Annotated in this window: 19 protein-coding genes; 11 read left to right on the top strand and 8 right to left on the bottom strand. The window is 54.2% G+C overall.

What is annotated here, in order from left to right; translation table 11 throughout:
- Window positions 1-204: 204 nt before the first annotated feature.
- From MT343_RS18685 to MT343_RS18660, 6 genes are read left to right on the top strand one after another with little or no spacing between them, the layout of a single operon-like run.
- Window positions 205-1,968 (top strand): HesA/MoeB/ThiF family protein, encoded by a 1,764-nt coding sequence (locus MT343_RS18685; RefSeq protein WP_186435831.1) that lies wholly within the window; start codon window positions 205-207, stop codon window positions 1,966-1,968.
- Window positions 1,965-3,209, top strand: a complete 1,245-nt coding sequence (locus MT343_RS18680; RefSeq protein WP_145467625.1) for an acyl-CoA dehydrogenase family protein — start codon at window positions 1,965-1,967, stop codon at window positions 3,207-3,209. The genes MT343_RS18685 and MT343_RS18680 overlap by 4 nt, the downstream gene beginning before the upstream one ends.
- A complete protein-coding gene (locus tag MT343_RS18675) occupies window positions 3,206-5,767 on the top strand; it encodes an efflux RND transporter permease subunit (RefSeq protein ID WP_145467627.1) in 2,562 nt (853 codons plus the stop codon). The genes MT343_RS18680 and MT343_RS18675 overlap by 4 nt, the downstream gene beginning before the upstream one ends.
- On the top strand, window positions 5,760-6,755 hold the full coding sequence (locus MT343_RS18670; protein WP_145467629.1) for a hypothetical protein: 996 nt from the start codon (window positions 5,760-5,762) through the stop codon (window positions 6,753-6,755). Before MT343_RS18675 ends, MT343_RS18670 begins: the two co-directional genes overlap by 8 nt.
- Entirely contained in the window at window positions 6,755-7,558 is an 804-nt protein-coding gene (locus MT343_RS18665; RefSeq protein WP_145467631.1) for an outer membrane lipoprotein-sorting protein, read from the top strand. Before MT343_RS18670 ends, MT343_RS18665 begins: the two co-directional genes overlap by 1 nt.
- Window positions 7,558-8,769 (top strand): DUF1302 family protein, encoded by a 1,212-nt coding sequence (locus tag MT343_RS18660; protein ID WP_145467633.1) that lies wholly within the window; start codon window positions 7,558-7,560, stop codon window positions 8,767-8,769. The genes MT343_RS18665 and MT343_RS18660 overlap by 1 nt, the downstream gene beginning before the upstream one ends.
- A gap of 86 nt (window positions 8,770-8,855) precedes the next feature.
- On the opposite strand, the gene ppk1 is transcribed toward MT343_RS18660, so the two are convergent.
- Entirely contained in the window at window positions 8,856-10,952 is a 2,097-nt protein-coding gene (gene ppk1 / locus MT343_RS18655) for a polyphosphate kinase 1 (RefSeq protein ID WP_145467635.1), read from the bottom strand.
- Window positions 10,953-10,961: 9 nt separating this feature from the next.
- Window positions 10,962-11,972, bottom strand: a complete 1,011-nt coding sequence (gene hemB / locus MT343_RS18650) for a porphobilinogen synthase (RefSeq protein WP_145467637.1) — start codon at window positions 11,970-11,972, stop codon at window positions 10,962-10,964.
- A gap of 369 nt (window positions 11,973-12,341) precedes the next feature.
- On the opposite strand from hemB, the gene MT343_RS18645 reads away from it, so the two are divergent.
- Entirely contained in the window at window positions 12,342-13,310 is a 969-nt protein-coding gene (locus MT343_RS18645) for an alpha/beta fold hydrolase (RefSeq protein WP_145467639.1), read from the top strand.
- Window positions 13,311-13,366: 56 nt separating this feature from the next.
- The gene (locus MT343_RS18640; protein WP_145467641.1) at window positions 13,367-14,305 is read left to right on the top strand and encodes a metal-dependent hydrolase; all 939 of its coding nucleotides are present in this window, start codon (window positions 13,367-13,369) and stop codon (window positions 14,303-14,305) included.
- A gap of 58 nt (window positions 14,306-14,363) precedes the next feature.
- On the opposite strand, the gene MT343_RS18635 is transcribed toward MT343_RS18640, so the two are convergent.
- The 3 genes from MT343_RS18635 to MT343_RS18625 are packed head-to-tail and all read right to left on the bottom strand — an operon-like array spanning window position 14,364 to window position 15,865.
- Window positions 14,364-14,969 (bottom strand): DNA-3-methyladenine glycosylase I, encoded by a 606-nt coding sequence (locus MT343_RS18635; protein ID WP_145467643.1) that lies wholly within the window; start codon window positions 14,967-14,969, stop codon window positions 14,364-14,366.
- Between the two features lie 21 nt (window positions 14,970-14,990).
- Window positions 14,991-15,278, bottom strand: a complete 288-nt coding sequence (locus tag MT343_RS18630) for a YciI family protein (protein WP_145467645.1) — start codon at window positions 15,276-15,278, stop codon at window positions 14,991-14,993.
- A complete protein-coding gene (locus MT343_RS18625; RefSeq protein WP_145467647.1) occupies window positions 15,278-15,865 on the bottom strand; it encodes a TetR/AcrR family transcriptional regulator in 588 nt (195 codons plus the stop codon). The genes MT343_RS18630 and MT343_RS18625 overlap by 1 nt, the downstream gene beginning before the upstream one ends.
- Window positions 15,866-16,120: 255 nt before the next feature.
- Here MT343_RS18625 and MT343_RS18620 point away from each other — a divergent pair, with 255 nt between their 5' ends.
- Window positions 16,121-16,597: a thioesterase family protein gene (locus MT343_RS18620; protein ID WP_145467649.1), complete on the top strand. Its 477-nt coding sequence runs from the start codon at window positions 16,121-16,123 to the stop codon at window positions 16,595-16,597.
- 18 nt (window positions 16,598-16,615) lie between these two features.
- Here MT343_RS18620 and MT343_RS18615 read toward each other — a convergent pair whose 3' ends face one another.
- On the bottom strand, window positions 16,616-17,497 hold the full coding sequence (locus MT343_RS18615; RefSeq protein ID WP_145467651.1) for a LysR family transcriptional regulator: 882 nt from the start codon (window positions 17,495-17,497) through the stop codon (window positions 16,616-16,618).
- 110 nt (window positions 17,498-17,607) lie between these two features.
- Between MT343_RS18615 and MT343_RS18610 the strand changes: the two genes are divergently transcribed.
- Window positions 17,608-17,907 (top strand): hypothetical protein, encoded by a 300-nt coding sequence (locus MT343_RS18610; RefSeq protein ID WP_145467653.1) that lies wholly within the window; start codon window positions 17,608-17,610, stop codon window positions 17,905-17,907.
- 203 nt (window positions 17,908-18,110) lie between these two features.
- Complete coding sequence (locus tag MT343_RS18605) at window positions 18,111-18,449, top strand: hypothetical protein (RefSeq protein ID WP_145467655.1); 339 nt, start codon at window positions 18,111-18,113, stop codon at window positions 18,447-18,449.
- Between the two features lie 278 nt (window positions 18,450-18,727).
- On the opposite strand, the gene MT343_RS18600 is transcribed toward MT343_RS18605, so the two are convergent.
- Both MT343_RS18600 and MT343_RS18595 read right to left on the bottom strand, forming a co-directional pair.
- On the bottom strand, window positions 18,728-19,096 hold the full coding sequence (locus MT343_RS18600) for a VOC family protein (protein ID WP_145467657.1): 369 nt from the start codon (window positions 19,094-19,096) through the stop codon (window positions 18,728-18,730).
- Window positions 19,097-19,198: 102 nt separating this feature from the next.
- Window positions 19,199-20,014: an AraC family transcriptional regulator gene (locus MT343_RS18595; protein ID WP_145467659.1), complete on the bottom strand. Its 816-nt coding sequence runs from the start codon at window positions 20,012-20,014 to the stop codon at window positions 19,199-19,201.
- Window positions 20,015-20,098: the final 84 nt, after the last annotated feature.

Genomic DNA, 20,098 nt, shown 5'->3' with positions numbered 1-20,098 from the left:
GCAGTTTTTTTCATGACAGCAATCCGGAATCGGTGGTTGTGCTGTCATGAATGCCCTCCCTAGCATCCGGGCTCCGCAGACCTGAGCAGAACGGTCGTGTGGCATACACAACGAAAAACCCTTGTTTTTCCGTGTCCGCATCAATACCGGCAGATCTGTGGAATTAATTTTCAGGATGGAATGGCAGCTTGTCAGGAGGGGATTATGGCAGAGCAAAATCCGGGCTGGTCGGGAGACGCCCAAAGTTTTTATCACGAATTTACGCTGCGCAATGCGGGTTTTATCAGCGATGAAGAACAACAGCGTTTGCGCAATGCACACATCCTGATTGCCGGCTGTGGTTCGACCGGTGGCAGTGTTATTGAGGTGCTGGTGCGCAGCGGTGCAGAGCATCTGGTGCTGGCCGATAACGGCAGTTATGAACTGAATAATGCCAACCGTCAGAATATGGTACTGACCGATGTCGGCCGCTCCAAAGTGGATGTTTTCCACGAGCGCATGAGCCAGATAAATCCGTTTGTACAGATCGACGGTTACGGCAATGGCATTACCCCCGACAACGTCGATGCGCTGGTTGAATGGGCGGATGTCATTGTTGATGCGGTGGATGTTACCGGCCGCTCGGGGCTGGAAATGAAATTCCTGCTGCACGAAGTGGCGCACCGCAATAAAAAAGCCGTGATCTGTGGTTACGACATGGCTGCCGCGCAGTACGTACCGGTGTTTGATTACCGCGATGGCACACTGCCATTAATGGCCGGACTGCTGAACGCCGAAGAGGTCGCAACGCTGGACCCGCTGCAGGCCTGTGCCCGGCTTATTCCGGATGAATTTATTCCGGTGGAAATGTTTGATGAACTGGCACGTCACCAGCAGGGTAAGGATTACACCTCGCAGCTGTGTCTGGCGGCGAATTTATTTGGTGTGCTGGGTTCGACGCTGGTGCTTGATATTATTAACGACCGTGCGGTTGAAACCGAAAACTACGTCGACCTGTGGAGCCTGATGCGCAAGCCCCGGGTCAGTGATGATCAGGCCCGCGACGAAGCGGCACTGAATGAACTGCGCACGGGTCTGCGTGCCTGGGCTAACGGCCCGGGTGGCGACAGCGATCCGTTCTTTCTGGAGCGCTCGCTGCGCCATTACCAATTGCCGCTGATGCCGGAGTTGCATAACTACCGCGATCAGCTGCTGACCGAACGTGCCGGCATCTCGGCCTTTGCTATTCCCCATGAGCAACTGGCCGGGCCGCTGGCACGCCAACTGTTGCGTTTTGCCTTTGTGCATTACGCCCGTGTTGGTTTTATCAACCCCGATCAGGCCGCACGCCGTCTGCTGCACCATGAACCGCTGAGCAACCTGCATCCGCAGGATGTGCATCTGGTGTTGATCGATACCGACAATGGCCAGCTGCTGGGTTATTCCACGCTGAAAGCGCCGTTGTCTGACAGCCTGCCGTTTTCCAGCGCAGAGCGTCCGCACTTTGGTGTTGAGCAGGCGTTTGGCCGCGATCTGTATGCCGCTGTCAGCGAACTGCAGGGCCTGCCAACCGCAGCCGTGCGTGAAATTGGCCGGGTAACCAAAGCCGAGCTGGATGATCCGGTACGCAATGCCCGTGTCGGTATCATGCTGCTGACCGCTTATCGTCGGGTGGTTTCTGATAGCCGTTATGGCATCAGCGCCTTTGTTGGTGACGGCGAGAAAAACGTCACCCTGCGCAACCTCACTTTCTTCGGTTTTAACCCGCAACTGCTGCCGGCGCGCGAATCCTGCCTGCCGGCGGATCATCTCTATCACCACCGTTATGTTGGCCGCGATGTGCGTCCGTTCTGGCTGTTGCTGGCGGACATTAATCAGGCGCGTGCCGATGAAGTAGAAGCTCTGCTCGATCTGGATGACAACGCACTGCTGGCTGCCTTAAGTGCAAGCCGCAGCAACGCAGCTAAGGAATTGGAGGCTCAGTTATGAAATCGGTATGGAATGAACAACAGCAGGAAATCCGTGATTTTTACGAACAGGTTGCCCTTAAGCGCGTGCGCCCGAGTGCCGCCTCGCGTGATGTGACCCTGACTTTTGATCGTCAGATCTGGCGTGACCTCGGCGCCAGCGGTCTGTTTGGTCTGCATATGCCGGAAGAATTCGGTGGCCGTGGTCTGGGCCTGCGCGAATTCGCCGCCGCCCTTGAAGGTTTTGCCCGTGGCTGTCAGGACATGGGCGTGCTGGTGTCCTTTGTCGCTCAGGTCGGTCTGGTGCAGGCCGGTCTGCTCAGCTACGGCACTGAAGAACAGAAACAGCGCTGGCTGCCGGGGCTGATCCGTGGCGAGCTGCTGGGCTCCTTTGCCATCACCGAACAGGGCTGTGGCTCGGACGTGCGGGCGATGAAACTCGCCGCTTCTCAGGAGCTGGATGGTTTCCGTATTAACGGTCAGAAGTGGAACATCACCAACGCACCGCAGGCCGATGTGGTGATGACCTTTGCCCATGTTGAAGGCGCCGGTGATAAATCCGTTACCTGTTTTATTACCGGCACCGATGTGCCGGGGCTGGAGCGCAGTGAACCCTTTGAGCTGCTGGGCAACCGTGGCACGCCGATCGGTGCCTTTAACTTTAATAACGTCCTGCTGCCGGAATCGGCCGTGGTTGGCGGCGTTGGCGGTGGCCTGAACGTGCTGTATTTCGCCTTCCTGGTCGAGCGTGTGCTGACTGGTCTGGTGATTACCGGCTGTATGGAACCGCTGATGGAAGACTGCCTGCGCTACAGCCAGGAGCGTCTGGCCTTTGGTCGTCCGATTGGTGAAAACCAGTATATTCAGGGCCAGATCGTCGAAATGTACTGCCAGATTGAAGTGCTGCGCAGTGTACTGCTGCGGGCTATGGACAGCATGGAGCAGGGTGTCGACTGTTCCAGCCTGGCATCGCTGGTGAAGATGATCGCCACCGAAAGCCTGCACGAAGCCTGTATCAACGCTATCCGTATTCACGGTAATTCCGGCTACCGCCGCGACAAGTATTTTGAGCGTCTGCTGCGTGACTCCATCGGCGTGTTCTTTGCCGGTGGCACCATCGAAATTCACCGCCATGTGATCTGGACCAATCTGGTCGAAGGTTTCCGCCGTGGTGAGCAGGCCCGCGAAGGTCTGAACCTTGGCGTGTACCAGAATCAGGGCACCACCGCCTTCAGCAAACCGGCTGAGGAGGCCATCGCATGAACGCCGTAATGCAATTGTTTACCGGGGTGCAGCGTCATCCCTGGCTGATGATGCTGGGTCTGTTGCTGGTAACCGTTGTCGCCCTCGGCGCTGCCGGCCAGCTGCAGATTAACAGCACGCCCTACATGATCGATAACAGCCATCCCAGCCGGGTGGCCGATCACGACACCAAGCGTCTGTTCTCCAACTCCGGTGAGCAGGCCTTTGTCGCTATCGATAACCCTGAAGGCAATGTCTTCAACGCCCAGAGTCTGGCCACTGTGCTGGAACTGAGCCGTGCCTTTGAGCGTATGCTGCTGATCAGCGATGCCGATAGCCAGCGCCTGAATGCACTGGCGGCGGCAGAGGTGCTGACCACGCCGCAGGTCAATGCTCTGCTGCAGGATGGCCTTACACCGCAGGATATTCCTGTACTGCAGCGTCTGGCGCAGCAGGAAGGTCTGAGCGTGCCGGATAAGGCCTGGCTGGAAAATCTGGCGGTGCGTCTGCGTCCGGTTAAGCGCGTACGCAGCCTGGCGCGCATGGAACATATCGAAGCCTTTACCGGCGGTCTGGATGTTCGTCCGCTGATGAAAACCCTGCCGCAGACCGATGCCGAGCGTCAGGCGCTGCGTGAAGCCGTACTGGCCAACCCGATGTTTATTAACGGCCTGATATCGCCCAAAGGTAACGCCACCACCATTCAGGTGGAGTTTAATATCGCCGAAGACGACTCTCCGGCGATGCTGCTGGCCTACGGTGAAATCAGCCGCATTATTAACGATATCTCCGCGCGTGAAGGCTTCAGCGACCGCGTCTACCTGAGCGGCCCGCCAATGATCGCCGCGCAGACCGCCACCAGTATGGAGCAGGACAACCAGACCCTGCTGCCGGGTGTGTTACTGGTGATTATTATCGTGCTGCTGCTCAGCTTTGGCCGTCTGCAGGGCGTGGTTGCGCCACTGCTGATTGCCGTGATTTCGCTGTTCTGGACGCTGGGCGCCATGGCGGCTTTCGGCGTAAAACAGAACATCGTTACCTCTATGCTGCCGGTGTTTATCATCGCCATCGCTGTCTGCGACGCGATCCACTTCCTCTCCACCTATTACCGTCTGCTGCCGGATAACCCGGACCGTGCGGCCCGTACCCAGGCTGCCTCGGATGCTTTGCGCAAGCTGTTCTGGCCGATGCTGGTAACCAGCGTGACGACCATGGCCGGTTTCTTCGCCCTGAGCTGGACCGAGGTGATCTTTATCCGTGAGTTCGGCATCTTCGTCGGTCTGGGTGTTATGTTCGCCTGGATCGTTACCATGCTGTTCTTACCGGCGCTGGTGATTCTGTGGAAAGCCCCGCGGCCACGTTTTGGCTTACTGGTCAGCGATCTGATCAGCCGCTTTATGGGCCTGCTCGGCCGCGTCGCCGGCCATGGTAAAACCGTGGTGCTGGCGGTGCTGGCACTGATGGTGGTGGGGCTGGTGTACACCCAGCAGAACCTGACGGTGGATAATCAGGTAATCGGCTACTTCGAGCCGGACAGCCGTATCCGTCAGGATGACGCCGCGATCAACGCCAACTTCGGTGGCTCCACCGTGGTCAGCTTCCTGCTGGAAAGCAAAGACGTGGATGCCTTCAAGCAGCCGCAGGTGATGCTGGCGGTGAAAAAACTGCAGCAGCAGCTGAATAACGATCCGCTGGTGGGCTTTACCATTTCGCCGGTGAACTTTATCGAGCGCATGCATCAGGTGCTGAGCGCTGGTGAAGGTGAAAGCAGCGGCAGTGCTGCAGATTACCGTCTGCCGTCAGACCTGACCCAGCCGATGCTGGCGCAGTACTACCTGCTGTACGAAAACGCCAACGGTCAGGATCTGTTTGATGTGGTTGACCGCCGCTTCTCCAATGGCCGCATTCTCACCGTACTGCACAGTGACCGCTCATCCGAAGTGGGCGCCGTTATTGAGCGCGTGATGAACGAAGCCCGCACTGTGCTGCCGGCCGGAGTCAGCATCCGCGCCGCCGGTTATGGTGAAATTCTGGTGTCCACCACCGATGCCGTGGTTGGCGGTCAGATCCAGAGTCTGCTGCTGGCGGTGGTGCTGATTGCGCTGCTGGTGGTCGCTATTCTGCGTTCGCTGCGTCTGGGTCTGCTGGCGTTGCTGCCACTGCTGTTCACACTGGTGGGTGTGTTTACCCTGATGGCGCTGACCGGCACTGCGCTGGATATCGGCACATCCATTATTGCGGCTATCTCCTTTGGTATCGGCATCGACTACGCCATTCACACCATCGCGGCGCTGCGTCTCAGCAAAGGTCAGGATCAGGCCGAGCTGGTGGCCAATGCGCTGCAATACTGCGGTAAGCCGATTTTGATCAACACCCTGGCGCTGGGTTTTGGCTTCCTGGTGCTGACGCTGTCGGGTTATCAGGCACTGGTGAATCTGGGCTACTTTATCTCGCTCACCATGCTGTTCAGTGCACTGTTTGCGTTGCTGGTGCTGCCGGCCTTCCATCGTCCGGATGCACCACAGGCCAGTGTTGCCGAAGGTGCCGACGATGGTCTGGCGGAGCCTGCCAATGCGTAGGCTGCAACGTCTGCTGCTGGCCTGTTCGTTTGCCTGCTCGCTGCCTTTTGCAGCGGTGCAGGCGGCGCAGGCAGAGCCGGGCATACAGGATAACGAATGGCAGGTGATCAGCCTGTACCCGCCGCACGGCGTGTATCGGGCGGAGCTGTTGCCGCAACTGGTGGCTGCTGTTGAAGGGCTGTGGCAGGTGCAGGACAGCGCCGGTGAGCCCTTGCTGCGCACCATCGACAGCCTGGCCAGCATGAATGTGATCGTCGCCCAGCAGGATGAAGTGCGCTTCCGCCGTATTATCGAAAAAGGCGAACTGAACGCCGCCGGTATGCAGCGTCTGCAGGCGCTGGTGGAAGAGCATCCGCTGGTGCAGCGGCGGCTGGTATCGGCTGATGCTCAGGCCACGCATCTGTGGCTGCGGCTGAAAAAACCGGCCACCGCAGAAGGCTTGCAGCAATTGAGTGAGCATCTGGCCGCCAGCCTGAACGCTGCCGGTACGCAATGTGTCAGCGTGCCGGAAAACCAGGGGCCGCTGGCCGGTTTATATATGACCCAGTGGCAATACGATACGCCTCAGCGTGCTGATGGCGTGGCCGCGTTGCAGGCTCTGGCAACGGCACAGCAGCAATTGCAAAACGCACCGGGTGCGCCGGACAGCCAGCACGGACGTAATTATTCGGCGCTGAATCTGCTGTCGTATCTGGGCGGCATTTTGGGTGGCGAGCTGCTCGATGCCAATGGCCTGCCGCAAAGCAATGCTGCACTGGCGCAGATGTACATGATGGCCGAGAGCCTGCGCAGCCGTGATCTGCAGGCGCTGGCGCGCCCGGATTTCCGCCAGTTGCAGCTGGTGGTGCTGGGCCATAAAACACCACTGAGCGCCCCTCCTCTTGCTCAATATCAACTTACCCATACCAGTGTCTGGCAGGCGTCTGCGCGTGATTACCGCGTGCTGGATTGCCGCGCTCAGGCATTGGTGACGTCGGAGACTGAATAATGAAATTACTGCTGAAAAGTGCCGCACTTACGCTGCTGGGTCTGACCATGCTGCCTGCTTATGCCGTCAGCGAAAAATCCATTAAACCGGAAGTTCTGCTGGAACAGGTGCGTGACCGTGATGACGGTGATGACCGCCGTTCGCGCATGATTCTGGAACAGACCATGAGTGATGGTTTTGTGCGTGAACGTGAGCTGTTAATGCTGGAAAAAAAGTTCGGCGCCGAGCGTAAAGCCGTGCTGTATTTCACCGCCCCGGCCGATACCGCCGGCACCGGCATTCTGATGTTCAGCTACGAAGAAGCCAGCGGCAAAGATGATGACCAGTGGCTGTATTTACCGGCACTGCGTCAGTCGCGCCGTATTGCTACAAACTCGAAAGAAGGCCCGTTTCTGGGGACCGATTTTTCCTTCGCCGATATCGAACGTCTGCGCGTCGATGATTACCTCTACGAAGATCAGGGTACGGCAGAAATAAACGGCCGAACGCTGCAAAAAATTGCTGCGCATACCGCCAATGGTCTGGAAAATCCACGCACCGGTTACAGCCAGCGCGTAATTTATGTTGATGCCGAACGTCAGCTGATTATGCGTGATGAGTTTTACCGCGAAGGCCGCCATATCAAAACCTTTGAGGTTACCGGCCTGAAAGAAATCGACGGCTACTGGACAGTAACCGAAGCGGTAATGACCAACCATGTCGAAGGTGGTTTTACCCGCTTACTGCGCAAAGAAACAACCTACAACGTTGGCATTGCCGACCGCCTGTTTAATGAGCGTACGCTGCGCAGCGGGATTCAGTAATGATCCGGATTGCACTTGTATTTACGCTGTTACTGGCGAATGGTGTGGCGCTTGCCGCACCTTCGTTCAGTGGCAAAGGGCATGCAGAAATACGCCAGCAGGAAAGGGCTGGAAAAAACACTGGTGAAGACCCCGGTCAGCGTTATGAAGGTTTGCTGGAAGGGCAAATGAATACCGGCCGGCTTAAAACCAACGCTATTTTACTGGGCCGTTACCGCAGCCAGTATGACGACGCCGAAGGTGAGGTAAGGGATGAAATGCGCAGCGATGCCGAATTGCGCGAGCTCTACCTGACCTGGTCGGCCGACCGCTTTGAAATTCGCGCAGGGAAACAACAGCAGGCATGGGGCCGCGCGGATTACTTCCGCATCGTTGATGTGTGGAATCCGCTCGACCTGCGCGAATTTCTTTTACCTTATTTCGATAATTATTCACTCGGCCGGCAACCGCGGGGAATGTTAATTGCCGATTATTTTGGTGATGTCTGGGAACAGCAACTGATTATTGCCGCACAACGCAAAGCGACCCGGCTGGCGCCGGCCGGCAGTGATTTTGCTGCCAATGGCATGCCTGCCAGCCTGCCGCCAGTACATGAGGACGGTAATGGTGTGGATATTGGCTGGCGCGGAAAACTGTTCTGGGGCGGCAACGATATTGAGCTGTATGCCTTTCATGGTTATCACGCCGATGAAATGCTGACCCCTGAAAATACCCGGCTGGTACGCGAGCAGGCCAAACGCGATATGCTGGGTACGTCACTGGCGCGCCCCATGGGTGACTGGGTATTGCGCAGCGATATTGCGCATTACCTGCGCGAAGGACGGCAGACTGCGGCAGGTATAGAAGACAGCAGCCGTACCTCGGCACTGCTCGGATTTGACCGGGTGGAAAATGAATGGACCTGGAATCTGCAGCTGGCGACTACCCACTGGTACGACGAAGAAAGCAATCACGATGATATCTGGGAATCGTCTGTTTCGGTGGAAAAAAACTGGAGCCGATACCGCTTAACCACAGGGCTGTTATGGCTGGTTAACTGGGTCGACGACAGCAGCCAGTTATGGCGCGCAACCGTAAGCTATGAATTTTTACCACAGTGGAAAGTCAGCTTTGCGGCTGTTGCCTTTGATGGTAAAGACGATACGCAGTTTGGTCAGTTTGATGATCAGGATCGTCTGATGCTGACCTTAAGACGGGATTTTTCGCTGTAATTTCTTTTGTAGCTGCTTCTGTAAACCAGGCATAAAAAAAGAGCTTCAACAGAAGCTCTTTTTTTATCAATGCCAAGCGGCATTGTTTACGACGAACTTGCCGCCAGTGTTTCCAGCAGAATCGCCTGCGCTTTCACCATGTCTTCACCTTCAGCAGGTTGCGCGCGAATATAACTGCCATCGGACTGTAAGTCCCAGGCCTGACAGTTATCCAGCATGTACACTTCCAGCTCGCTTTTCATACGTTCTTTCAGTTTGCTGGTTTCAATCGGGAAAGCGGTTTCTACCCGGCGTAACAGGTTACGTTCCATCAGATCAGCGCTGGCGGCGTAGATTTCATCTTTGCCGTTATTCAGAAAATAATAAACACGCGAATGCTCAAGGAAACGGCCGATAATCGAGCGTACGCGGATATTCTCCGACACGCCTTCAACACCCGGACGCAAACAGCACATGCCGCGGATAATCAGTTCCACTTTTACCCCGGCCTGTGAAGCTTTATACAGTGCGCGGATTAATTTTGGCTCGGTCAGACCGTTGGCCTTCATGCGGATCAGCGCGGGTTTGCCGGCTTCGGCATGGGAACGCTCACGGTCAACCAGTTCAATCAGTTTTTTGTGCAGGGTAAAAGGCGCATGGAATAATTTTTTAATGCGTAGTGCTTCGCCCATACCGGTTAACTGCTGGAAAACCTTGTGTACGTCTTCACCGATGGAATCATCGCCGGTCAGGAAGCTGTAATCGGTATAAGCACGGGCGTTACCGGCATGATAATTACCGGTACCCAAATGCACATAACGTTTATATTTATCGCCTTCTTTGCGCACAATCAGCATCATCTTGGCGTGGGTTTTATAGCCCACCACACCATAGACCACCACCGCACCGGCTTCCTGCAAGCGGTTAGCCAAGTAGAGGTTTTCTTCTTCGTCAAAGCGCGCACGCAGTTCAATAACCACGGTCACTTCTTTGCCGTTACGGGCAGCATCCACCAGAGCGTTCACAATTTCTGATTTTGCCCCGGTACGATACAGGGTCTGTTTAATCGCGCGTACGTTAGGGTCTTTGGCTGCTTCACGCAGCAGATCGACCACAGGCGTAAAAGACTCGAACGGGTGCAGCAACAGTGTATCCTTGTCGCGGATACTCTCGAAAATACTTTTGTTGAAGTTAATATTTTTCGGCAGCCCCGGAGTAAACGGAGTGTATTGCAGATCTGGCCGTGAAATCTGGCCGATCACTTCAATCAGACGACCCAGGTTAACCGGCCCGTTTACGCGGTACAGGTCGGTGGTATCCAGATTGAATTGTTTCAGCAGAAAGTTCGCCAGTTCTTCCGGGCAATTGTCGGCGACTTCCAGACGCATTTCTTCGCCAAAGTTACGCGAATGCAATTCGTCTTCCAGCGCCGATGCCAGGTCGGCGGTGTCATCATGATCAATTTCAAGGTCGGCGTTACGGGTTACACGGAACTGGTAACAGCCTTTTACCGTCATGCCGGGGAACAGTTCGTCGGCATATTCATGAATCATTGACGACAGGAAAATAAAATTGTCACCACCTTTGGTGAGCTCGTCCGGTACGCGGATAATGCGCGGCAGTGAACGGGGTGCCGGAATCAGCGCCAGACCGGTTTCACGGCCAAAGGCGTCTTTGCCTTCAAGGGCGACAATAAAATTCAGGCTTTTATTAACCAGTCGTGGAAACGGATGTGAAGGATCAAGCCCAATCGGGCTGATTAACGGTTGAATACTGTCTTCAAAATAGGCCCGAACCCAGCTGCGCTGGTCTTCACTCCAGTCGGCACGGCGCAGAAAATGAATATTTTCTTTTTCCAGTGCCGGCAGCAAAGTGTCATTCAGAATTTCATACTGGCGCTCAACGGTCGCGCTGCATAATGCATGAATACTGCTTAATACTTGTTGCGGGTGCATACCATCGGCACCGGTCTGCTCACGCGCAAAGGTTAATTGCTGGGTCAGGTTGGCGACGCGAACCTCATAAAACTCATCGAGATTTTTGCTGAAAATACACAGAAAAAACAGCCGTTCCAGTAATGGATAGCTGTCATCCAGTGCCTGTTCCAGTACGCGAATATTAAACTGCAAATGGCTTAATTCGCGATTTATATAATATTCGCTGCTGCTTAAATCGATGTTTTTTTCTGCGGCTGCGTCACTCATGTTCGGTCCTTATTTATTAATCCATTCTGCATATTGCTTGGCAAAATAGGTGAGAATACCGTCGGCACCGGCGCGCTTCATACACATCAGGGATTCGGCCATGACGGCGTTATCATCCAGCCAGCCATTCTGTGCGGCTGCTTTGTGCATGGCGTACTCACCACTCACCTGATAAACGAAGGTTGGTACCTGAAATTCATCTTTTACCCGGCGTACGATATCCAGATACGGCATGCCCGGTTTAATCATCACCATGTCGGCGCCTTCGGCCAGATCCATCGCCACTTCGTGCAGGGCTTCGTTGCTGTTGGCCGGGTCCATCTGGTAGGTCTTTTTATCGGCTTTGCCAAGATTGGCGGCTGAGCCTACGGCATCACGGAACGGGCCGTAATAAGCGGATGCGTATTTGGCCGAGTACGCCATGATGCGGGTGTTTACAAAGCTTTCTTCTTCCAGCGCCTGGCGGATATCACCGATGCGGCCGTCCATCATGTCAGACGGGGCGACGATATCGGCACCGGCTTCAGCATGCGACAGGGCCTGCTGTACCAGGGTTTCTACCGTGCGGTCATTCAGCACATAACCGTCCTGATCAATGATGCCGTCCTGACCATGGGTGGTGAACGGGTCGAGAGCAACGTCGGTAATCACGCCCATTTCCGGTACCGCATCTTTAATGGCACGCACCGCACGCTGCGCCAGACCGTTAGGGTTAAAGGCTTCTTCAGCAAATTCGGATTTGGCGCTGGCCGGTGTTACCGGAAACAGGGCAACAGCCGGAATACCGAGCTTATACAGGTGCTTAACTTCGGCCACCATCAGGTCGATGGACAGGCGATCAATCCCCGGCATTGAGGCAATGGCTTCGCGTTCCTGATGACCTTCCAGCACAAACATCGGGTAGATCAGGCTGTCGACAGTCAGCTGAGTTTCACGCATCAGGCGGCGGGAAAAGTTGTCACGACGGTTACGGCGCAGACGGGTTTCCGGGAAAAAGCGTTGAGCATCGCTGAAAGCCATGGGGAATCTCCTGATCGGGAAGGGAATTGAAAAGTATGCCAATTGTAGCTGAATCGGTGCTGATATAACGCAACTTTATTGAGCGGTGGCTCATAAACACAGCGTTGATGCCTTAGCGTTAAACAGCGGATTTCTGCAGATTTTCAGCCTTCCGTAAAGTGCTGCGCAGTATGCCGGGCGATTATGAAGCTTTTATGCAAAAGCGTATTGCTGCTGATTGGCACCGCGATCAGATCCGGAGAGGAGTGTGCCTGATTCTGGCGAACAAAGTTGGCGTCGGCGAACCTGCATCCGGGTTCCGGTTCTTTGCTACTTTTACCGGCCTGCTGAGCGGGGCCGCCCCGATACAATAAAAATACAGGAGCTGGTATGACAGCAAGCACACACATTATTCAGTCGGGCTCTGTGCGCCTGCACGCCCTGACCCGTGGCGAAGCGGAAAATCCGGCGCTGGTGCTGGTGCATGGTTACCCCGATAACCACAGCGTATGGGATGCGGTGGCTGAACGTCTGGCGCAGCAGTTTTATGTGATTGCCTACGACGTGCGCGGTGCCGGTCAGTCAGATAAACCGACAAAAACTGCCGATTACCGTATGCCGTTGCTGGCACAGGATCTTCAGGCGGTTGTGGATACGCTGATTCCCGGCCGCAGGTTTCATCTGGCGGCGCACGACTGGGGCTCGATTCAGAGCTGGGAATCGGTAACCACCGATGCCTTAAAAGGGCGGATTGCTTCATTTTCCAGCGTGTCGGGGCCTTGTCTCGACCATATGGGGTTCTGGATGCGTAAGCACCTGTTCTCCACGTCATTCGGCAACATCAGCAAGGCCGTCCGTCAGCTGTTCAGCAGCTGGTATATCGTATTTTTCCAGTTGCCGCTGCTGGCGCCATTGATGTGGAAGGCCGGACTGGCCAAGGCCTGGCCGGTGTATCTGCGCCTGCGCGAAGGCGTGAGCGAACCGGAAGCCAATCCAACCCAGCGTGACGATGGTGCCATTGGTGTGCGCCTGTACCGCGCCAACTTTATGAACAAAATGTTCCGCCCAGAGCAGCGCTTTGCGCACTGCCCGGTGCAGCTGATTGTGCCAACCGGTGATAACTACGTCGGCACTCAGTTGTTCAGCGAATTAACCGACTGGGTTGAACATTTATACCGCCGCGATATCGACGCCACCCACTGGGTGCTGCTTACCCATGCGCCACAGGTGGCGCAATGGATTGCTGATTTTGCCCACACCATCGACAGCAATCAGGAAGACAGCGCACTGCGCGCCGTACGGGTATCACCAGCCTCGGCCAGGCCGCTGACGTCTGCTCATAAACCGGAACGGGCCTGATATTCCGGAAGAAAAAAATGGGCACAGAAAACAAGGAATCAGAAAAGGAGCCTGCAATGAACACCGCAACCACACAACAAACCGGGCGCCACGAACTGAAAGCGCGCAAGGTGCGCTTTGATCTGGAACAGACCCCGCTGCACTGGATTCCGGGTGACGCCCTGGCTTCCTATATGACCAACGCCATTCACCTGCTGTTGCCGGAAGGTGAGCTGTGGTTCTGCCGCGTGTATAACAAGGCACTGCCATTGGTAAATGACGCTGAGCTGCGTGCCGATGTTGAAGGTTTTATTCGTCAGGAAGCGGTGCATTCGCGCGTACACAGCGCCGCGCAAAAATATCTGAACCGGCACGAGATAGACTGCGAACCTTTTCTTGAGCGGGTGCGCTTTCTGTTTAAAACCCTGCTGGGTGATGAGCCGCTGGGGCAGAAATTTCTGCAGCTGAACATGTTCGAGCGCTCCTGGCTGATAACCCGCGTGGGTATTATCGGTGCGGTAGAACACTTCACCGGAATTCTTGGCCAGTGGGCGATGGATAACACCAGCTGGAATAAAGCCGACCCGGTAATGGCCGACCTGTTTAAATGGCATCTGGCCGAAGAGGTTGAACACCGCACCGTGGCCTATGACCTGCACCGTCATCTGTGCAAAACCCGCATCGGTTTTTACCTCAGCCGTCAGTTGCTGATGGCCTTTGTATTTCCGTTGTTTATTTATTTTGTCTTTACCGGTACGCGCTTTTTGGCAGCACAGGATAAAGATGCAGAAGTGCGGAAAATCGGCCGCTGGGGCTGGCTGAAAATGACCCGGAAAATGGAGCGCTGTGGCCGCAACACCGACCACGTACCGAGCTTCAGCTTTCTGCTGAAAGCCACGCTGCGCTGGTTATCACCACGCTTCCACCCGATCACCGAAGGCGATACCGCCCAGGCACTGGCTTATATCGCCCGCTCTCCGGCGGCACAACGTGCCGAAGCAGAAGCCGGCGTCTGAATAACCGGCTGAGTCTGCTGAGCGGGTGGCGGCAGACTCACCGTCTGATATCTGCAGATCAGGGACGTTTAAAGCCCTTGCGCGCCTGCTCCACTTTCTTCCGGATTATGCAGCCGCCGGAATGGTCATTAACAAGCCCCATGGCCTGCATAAATGCATACACCGTTGTCGGACCTACAAACTTCCACCCCTGTTTTTTCAGTGCTTTGGAAAGCGCTGCAGAAGCCTCAGAGGCCGAGACCGTCTGAGGTTCTGGCAGGCTGTTTTTATCGGGTTCGAAACGCCAGAAATACGCAGCAAGTGAACCGTATTCAGCAACGATGTCACGGGCTTTGGCTGCATTATTAATAACGGCTTCGATTTTTCCGCGATGACGGACAATACCTTCATCCGCTAATAAGCGCTTAACGTCAGACTCATCAAACAGCGCGACTTTGTTGAAATCGAAACCGGCAAAGGCTGCGCGAAAGTTATCCCGCTTGGCCAGAATAGTGCGCCAGCTCAGTCCGGACTGAAAACTTTCCAGGCAGAGTTTTTCAAACAGGCGGATATCGTTGTCGACCGGGAAACCCCATTCTTCGTCGTGGTAGGCAAAAAACTCAGGGGCGGCAGCACACCAGCGACAGCGCGGTTTACCATCCGGGCCTTTAATTTCCGTATTCATAATGCGCTCCGGTGTTCAGGGCTAATTCAGCAGAAAACTCAGGCGCTCATCGGCCTTTTTCGGATCAATTTCCAGTATTTCTGCACTGACGATATTTTCCGCTACAAAGGGGTCCTGATTTACCCGGGCCTCAAGAGCATCACGTGTAATACCGTGAGCGATAAGCGCGCCGCCAAGGCCCGGTTGCAGGCTGCCTGCCAGCAGAAAAACTCCATCAGCAAAGCCTTGTCTGAGCCACTCATTGTGACCATCCATAAAGGCAGCGGCCTGTGCCTTATTCTGTGAAAAACGTAACAGCACGATAAACATTAAAGCGACTCCTGTTGCTCTGTTGTTGTGATGGACGTTAACCAGTGTTCAAGACGGTTAACCTCGTTGTGAAGAAATTTTTCATCCTGAAATGCGCTGGCCAATGTTGCTACGCCCTGACTGCAGGCCAGCAAATGCATTGCCAGTTCATCGGCATCGGCATGGCGGCCAAGCTGCTCAAATTGCCGCCGCAGCCAGCTGCGGAATAAGGTGAACAGCTCATTGGCGTTATCTCTGGCCGGATGATTGAGCTTGCCCAGCTCAGTGCAGAGCGTGCCGACCGGGCAGCCGTAACGTGTAATTTTGGCCTGATTGGTCAGCAGGATATGGATAAAGCTGCGGATTCTGTCGGTGGGGGTTTCCCCTTCCAGCTCCCAGTGACTGAGCATCGAATAGGTGCGGGCAAGGCGATGGCTGATGACCGCGTGCAGAATGTCGTCTTTGGTTTTGAAGTGGTAATAGAAATTCCCCCGCGAAATCCCCAGCACTTCTGCGATTTGCGCAAACGAGGTGTGCTCAAAACCCTGCTGGTAAAACAGCTGATCGGCCTCGGCAACGATACGTTCTCTGGTTGGTTGATTGGCCACAGGTTTGTGCTCCACTGGGTATTTATGATCTAGGTCATCCGTCCTAATATGAAATTTAGGACAATCGACCTAATGAGTCAATGGACCATGGCAAAAAAACGGAACCCCTGAATCCCGCTGCCGGCAGCAGATTTTGCCAGCGTTTTCTTTGACTCCGCCCTGTCCCCTGTGAACAATGCCCTGCCCGCCGTTTTACCAGAGCGGGCCAGAGTCATAACAATAAAGACAAAGGGGCACTTCATGACCGCAGAGGGCATGACCACACAAGCTGAAGGCTTCAGCAAAACCGAGCTGACACTGGTGATGAATTTTCTCGACCAGATTCCGTTTAACAAACTGCTTGGCCTTAAACCCAAGCTGCTCAGCGATACCCGCTGTGAATTCAGTATGAATATGCGCGACGATCTGGTTGGTAACTGGCTGCAGGGCATTCTGCATGGCGGCGCGATTTCTACCGCGCTCGATGTAACCGGCGGCGCTATGGCGTTAATCGCGACCTGGCAGCGCATGCACAAAAATGAAATCCCGAAAGAAGACCGGCCCAAACAACTGGCTAAACTCGGCACCATTGATATGCGTGTGGATTTTCTCCACCCCGGTAAAGGCAAAGAATTTATTGCCAGTGCAACCTTGTTGCGTATCGGCAATAAAGTGGCCGTAACACGTATGGAATTTCATAACGAAGAAGGGCTGTTAATCGCAGTGGGTACCGGCACCTATCTGTGCGGCTGATGCCGGGTATGCTGAGTTTTATTCCGGGCCGAGCTCGCTCAGCAGAAGATCAATAAAGGCCCGCAGTTTAGCCGGTTGCAGCTGTCGGCTGGGGTACAGAAGATGCAGCGACAGCTGCTGTGTCACAACGTCCGGCAGCAGCAACGTCAGCTTTCCATTGGCCAGATAATCTGCGGCCAAAAACGCCGGCAACAAAGCAATGCCCGCACCAGCGAGGCATGCATGCAGAGTCTGATCATAGCTGCTGGTTGCCAAGCGCCCTTCAACGTTCAGCGCGGTCTGCGGGTTCAGTTGCCACTGGCAGCGGCGGCTGGCATTGGCATTAAAGACAATCAAATCGTGCTGCTGCAGCTCTGCGCTGCTGCCCGGTAGTCCGCGCTGCTGCAGATATTCCGGTGCTGCCGCCAGAATTAATGGCAATGGTTTCAGTGGCCGGGCAATCATCGCCGAATCATTTAACTCTCCGGCCCGAATAGCCAGATCCAGCTCCTCGTCAATCAGATTGAGCCGGCTGCGTGAGGCAACGATCTCTACCTGAGTATCTGCATAAAGTGCCATAAAACGGCAGGCAACGGGGGTCAGAAAAAAGTGCGCGAACAAAGGTGGCGCCGTCACCCTTAATACTCCTTGCGGTTTGTTGCCGTCGTTTTGAAGTGTTTGCTGGACATTGGCAATCTCCCGCAGCGGCGGACTCATTGCGCTGTATAAACGCTGCCCTTCCTGAGTCAGTGACAGGGTACGGGTATTCCGTTGCAGCAGCTTTACCCCAGCCTGCTGTTCCAGCGCCGCGATACGCCGGCTGACAGTTGAGCTGGGTAAAGACAGAGCTTTCGCAGCGCCTATCAGACTGCCTTTTTCGGCTACTTTGCAGAAAATCCTGACGTCATTCAGATCAAGCATAATCCCGAAATTGCACTAGTTATTTGCATTTTTCAAAGTTTATTCCATTTTCTGGATTGTTCACACTGCAGATTCCTCTTACGGAAAACGATCAGATTTAAGGAGATGGTATGCAAAGCATTATTCTGGCCGGGCGCCTGCCCAGTATTGTTAATAACCTGACCCAGCAACTCAGCCGCGACGATGTACGCTTTTTAGGTGCAACCAATGCTGCGGAGCTGGCCACTCATCTGGATAACCCTGACGTCAGCGCAGTGATTATGGGAGGCGGTCTGGAGGATGCCGTGCGTGCTGAACTATGCCTGTTGGTGTGGTCAAGCAGGGATGATTTGCCAATTCATATCAAAGACAGAGCATCCGGCCCGGCAGGTATGGCCGATTTTGTTGCTTCTGTGCTTGAGCGTCGATAAATTTCGGTGAAAGCGACACAGAACTTGCCTGCTGTCAGCGCTGTTCTGCGTCGTTGGTTTTGGGTTGAGCCTCTTGTGCTAACCACATCCGTTTAACAGCAGGGCCGGTCTCTTTGACGGCTCTTCTTCTTCAGTGAACAATACACCGTAATTATGAGCAGGCGATTAAGGCCCGGTGGTATTTTGTTTTCAGGAAGCTGTATATGGATGAATTAATCAGAATTATTTTCCTAACCGCCGGTGCCTTACCCTTACTGGCGTATCCTTTTATGGCGGTGGCCAGCCTGATGGGCCTGGCCAGCAAGCCCGGCATAAAAATGCCTTTGTTTAACCGCCTGATGAACAAGTTCTTTTTGTGGGGAACGCTGCTGTATCCGCTGGTGTTTTTTGGTTGTTATAAATTGAGTGAAGCAGATAGTGGAATCAGCGGTGAATCTTCGCTGATAGCGGAGGTTTTTCCGGCGATTTTCCCGTTAGTCTTTCTGTGTTTATTGTGGGTGAGTTTTAAATTTATGGATGCGCCGGGGAAAGGCAGAGAGTAGCCGTTGGACGGATTAGATCAGAAAAACATCGCTCGCTGTGGCGGGTCTCAGGAGCATAATTCAGACGCAACGCCGTACTTCATATCAGACGCTGTATTGTAGGAGTGGATCTTATCCACGACAGGCCGGAGTACTTCATTCATACTGAAATGTAGGTCGGCATTGCCCGCCAGGCCAGCGCAGTTATTGCAGCGATGAATGACAAAGCAATTTCGCCTTTATGATTTCTCACTGAAAAATCATAAAGGCGCCCAAATAGTCCGGAGCGGCAACACCTGTTAATTTGCGGAGTTCAGCGCCAGCTTGTTGCCTTCTGAATCCAGAAACAAAGCAAAGAATCCACTGTTATCGGCGTGAGCCGTCTTTTCCAGAATGACCTGACCACCACTCCCGGCGACCCTATCCAGCATTGGCTGTAAATCATCGCCGGCATTGAGATAGACAGTGACTCCATCTGAAGAAGGGATATAGCCCTCACCCTTTACAATCACAGCGGGAACCAGCTGGCCTTCGTAAGGCAGGATACCCATCTCCATATCCGGCATCTCCAGACATTCGATGTCTACACCCAGTACCGCCTGATAAAACGCCACGGCTCTTGCAAGGTCGGTGGCAGGGATTTCAAACATTGCGATATAACTGTTCATACTGTCGGCCTTTGATAATTAGCAGAATGGCGGTTAGTTGATAAACCGTATTCAGAGACTACATCAACAGCCTGACAGCTCATTGTACAAATACGACAGCGCTTATTGGTAAAACAGCGATGACAGCTCCATATGCTTATGTCCAAGAAACTCCTTTGGACTGACCCCGGTAAACTCTTTAAAATCCCGGATGAAATGTGCCTGATCGTAGTATTTGCTGGCGTAGGCGATGTCCATCAGTTTGTCGTCTTTATTGTTAAGCAGCATTGTCAAAGCTTGCTGCAAACGAATCACCTTCCCGAGTTGCTTTGGGCTGAGACCCACCTGTTGCTGAAACTTTCTTTCTAAGCGACGTCTCTGGGCCAGATCCTGTTTGGTTATCGCAGCAATCGGTGTATTCCCGGATGAGGCTATCAGGGCATCGATCGTTGTTTGTATGATGTTATCGACAACCTGTTGCTCATTCAGCTTTGACTTCAGGAACGCTTCAATAATAGCAATTCTGGACGATGTATCGCTCGCCTGAACAATTGCCTGGGTTAAATCATCAGCCGTCTTTTCGCCAAAAAATTCAGCCAGCGGGGTTTCGGTATTCACCAGATTTTTAATTGGTGTGGAGATAAGGCCGGCAAAGCTGTGCGGATAGAAGCGAATGGCAAAGGTATTAACATACCCCAGGGGTTCAATAAAAAACGGGGTAGTGATCTGACCCAGAACCATCGCTCTTGGCTGGATAATAAACTCGTCATCCGAGACATAACGTTTTATATCGTCACCCAGAATAAATGCCATCTCAATGGTGCCATCGGGAACAATACGCTGCTTCTGGTGATCTTCAGAAGCCGGTACTTCCAGGGTCCAGTAACAACTGATAATGGCATCCAGTTCCGCATCGGGTTGAAAGGTCTGATAGTCCATTTTTATGCTCCTTCGTCAGGCTCCGGTCACCGCCAGTGAGTACGCCAGTATGAGGTGAGCATATCCAAATCACCAGCAGAGGCT

It is taken from the genome of Venatorbacter sp. C2-1 (assembly GCF_022832715.1).
Classification (GTDB): domain Bacteria; phylum Pseudomonadota; class Gammaproteobacteria; order Pseudomonadales; family Oceanobacteraceae; genus Venatoribacter; species Venatoribacter alkanivorans.
Note: the sequence above shows the minus strand (reverse complement) of the source record. Positions and strands in the feature narration are given on the sequence as shown.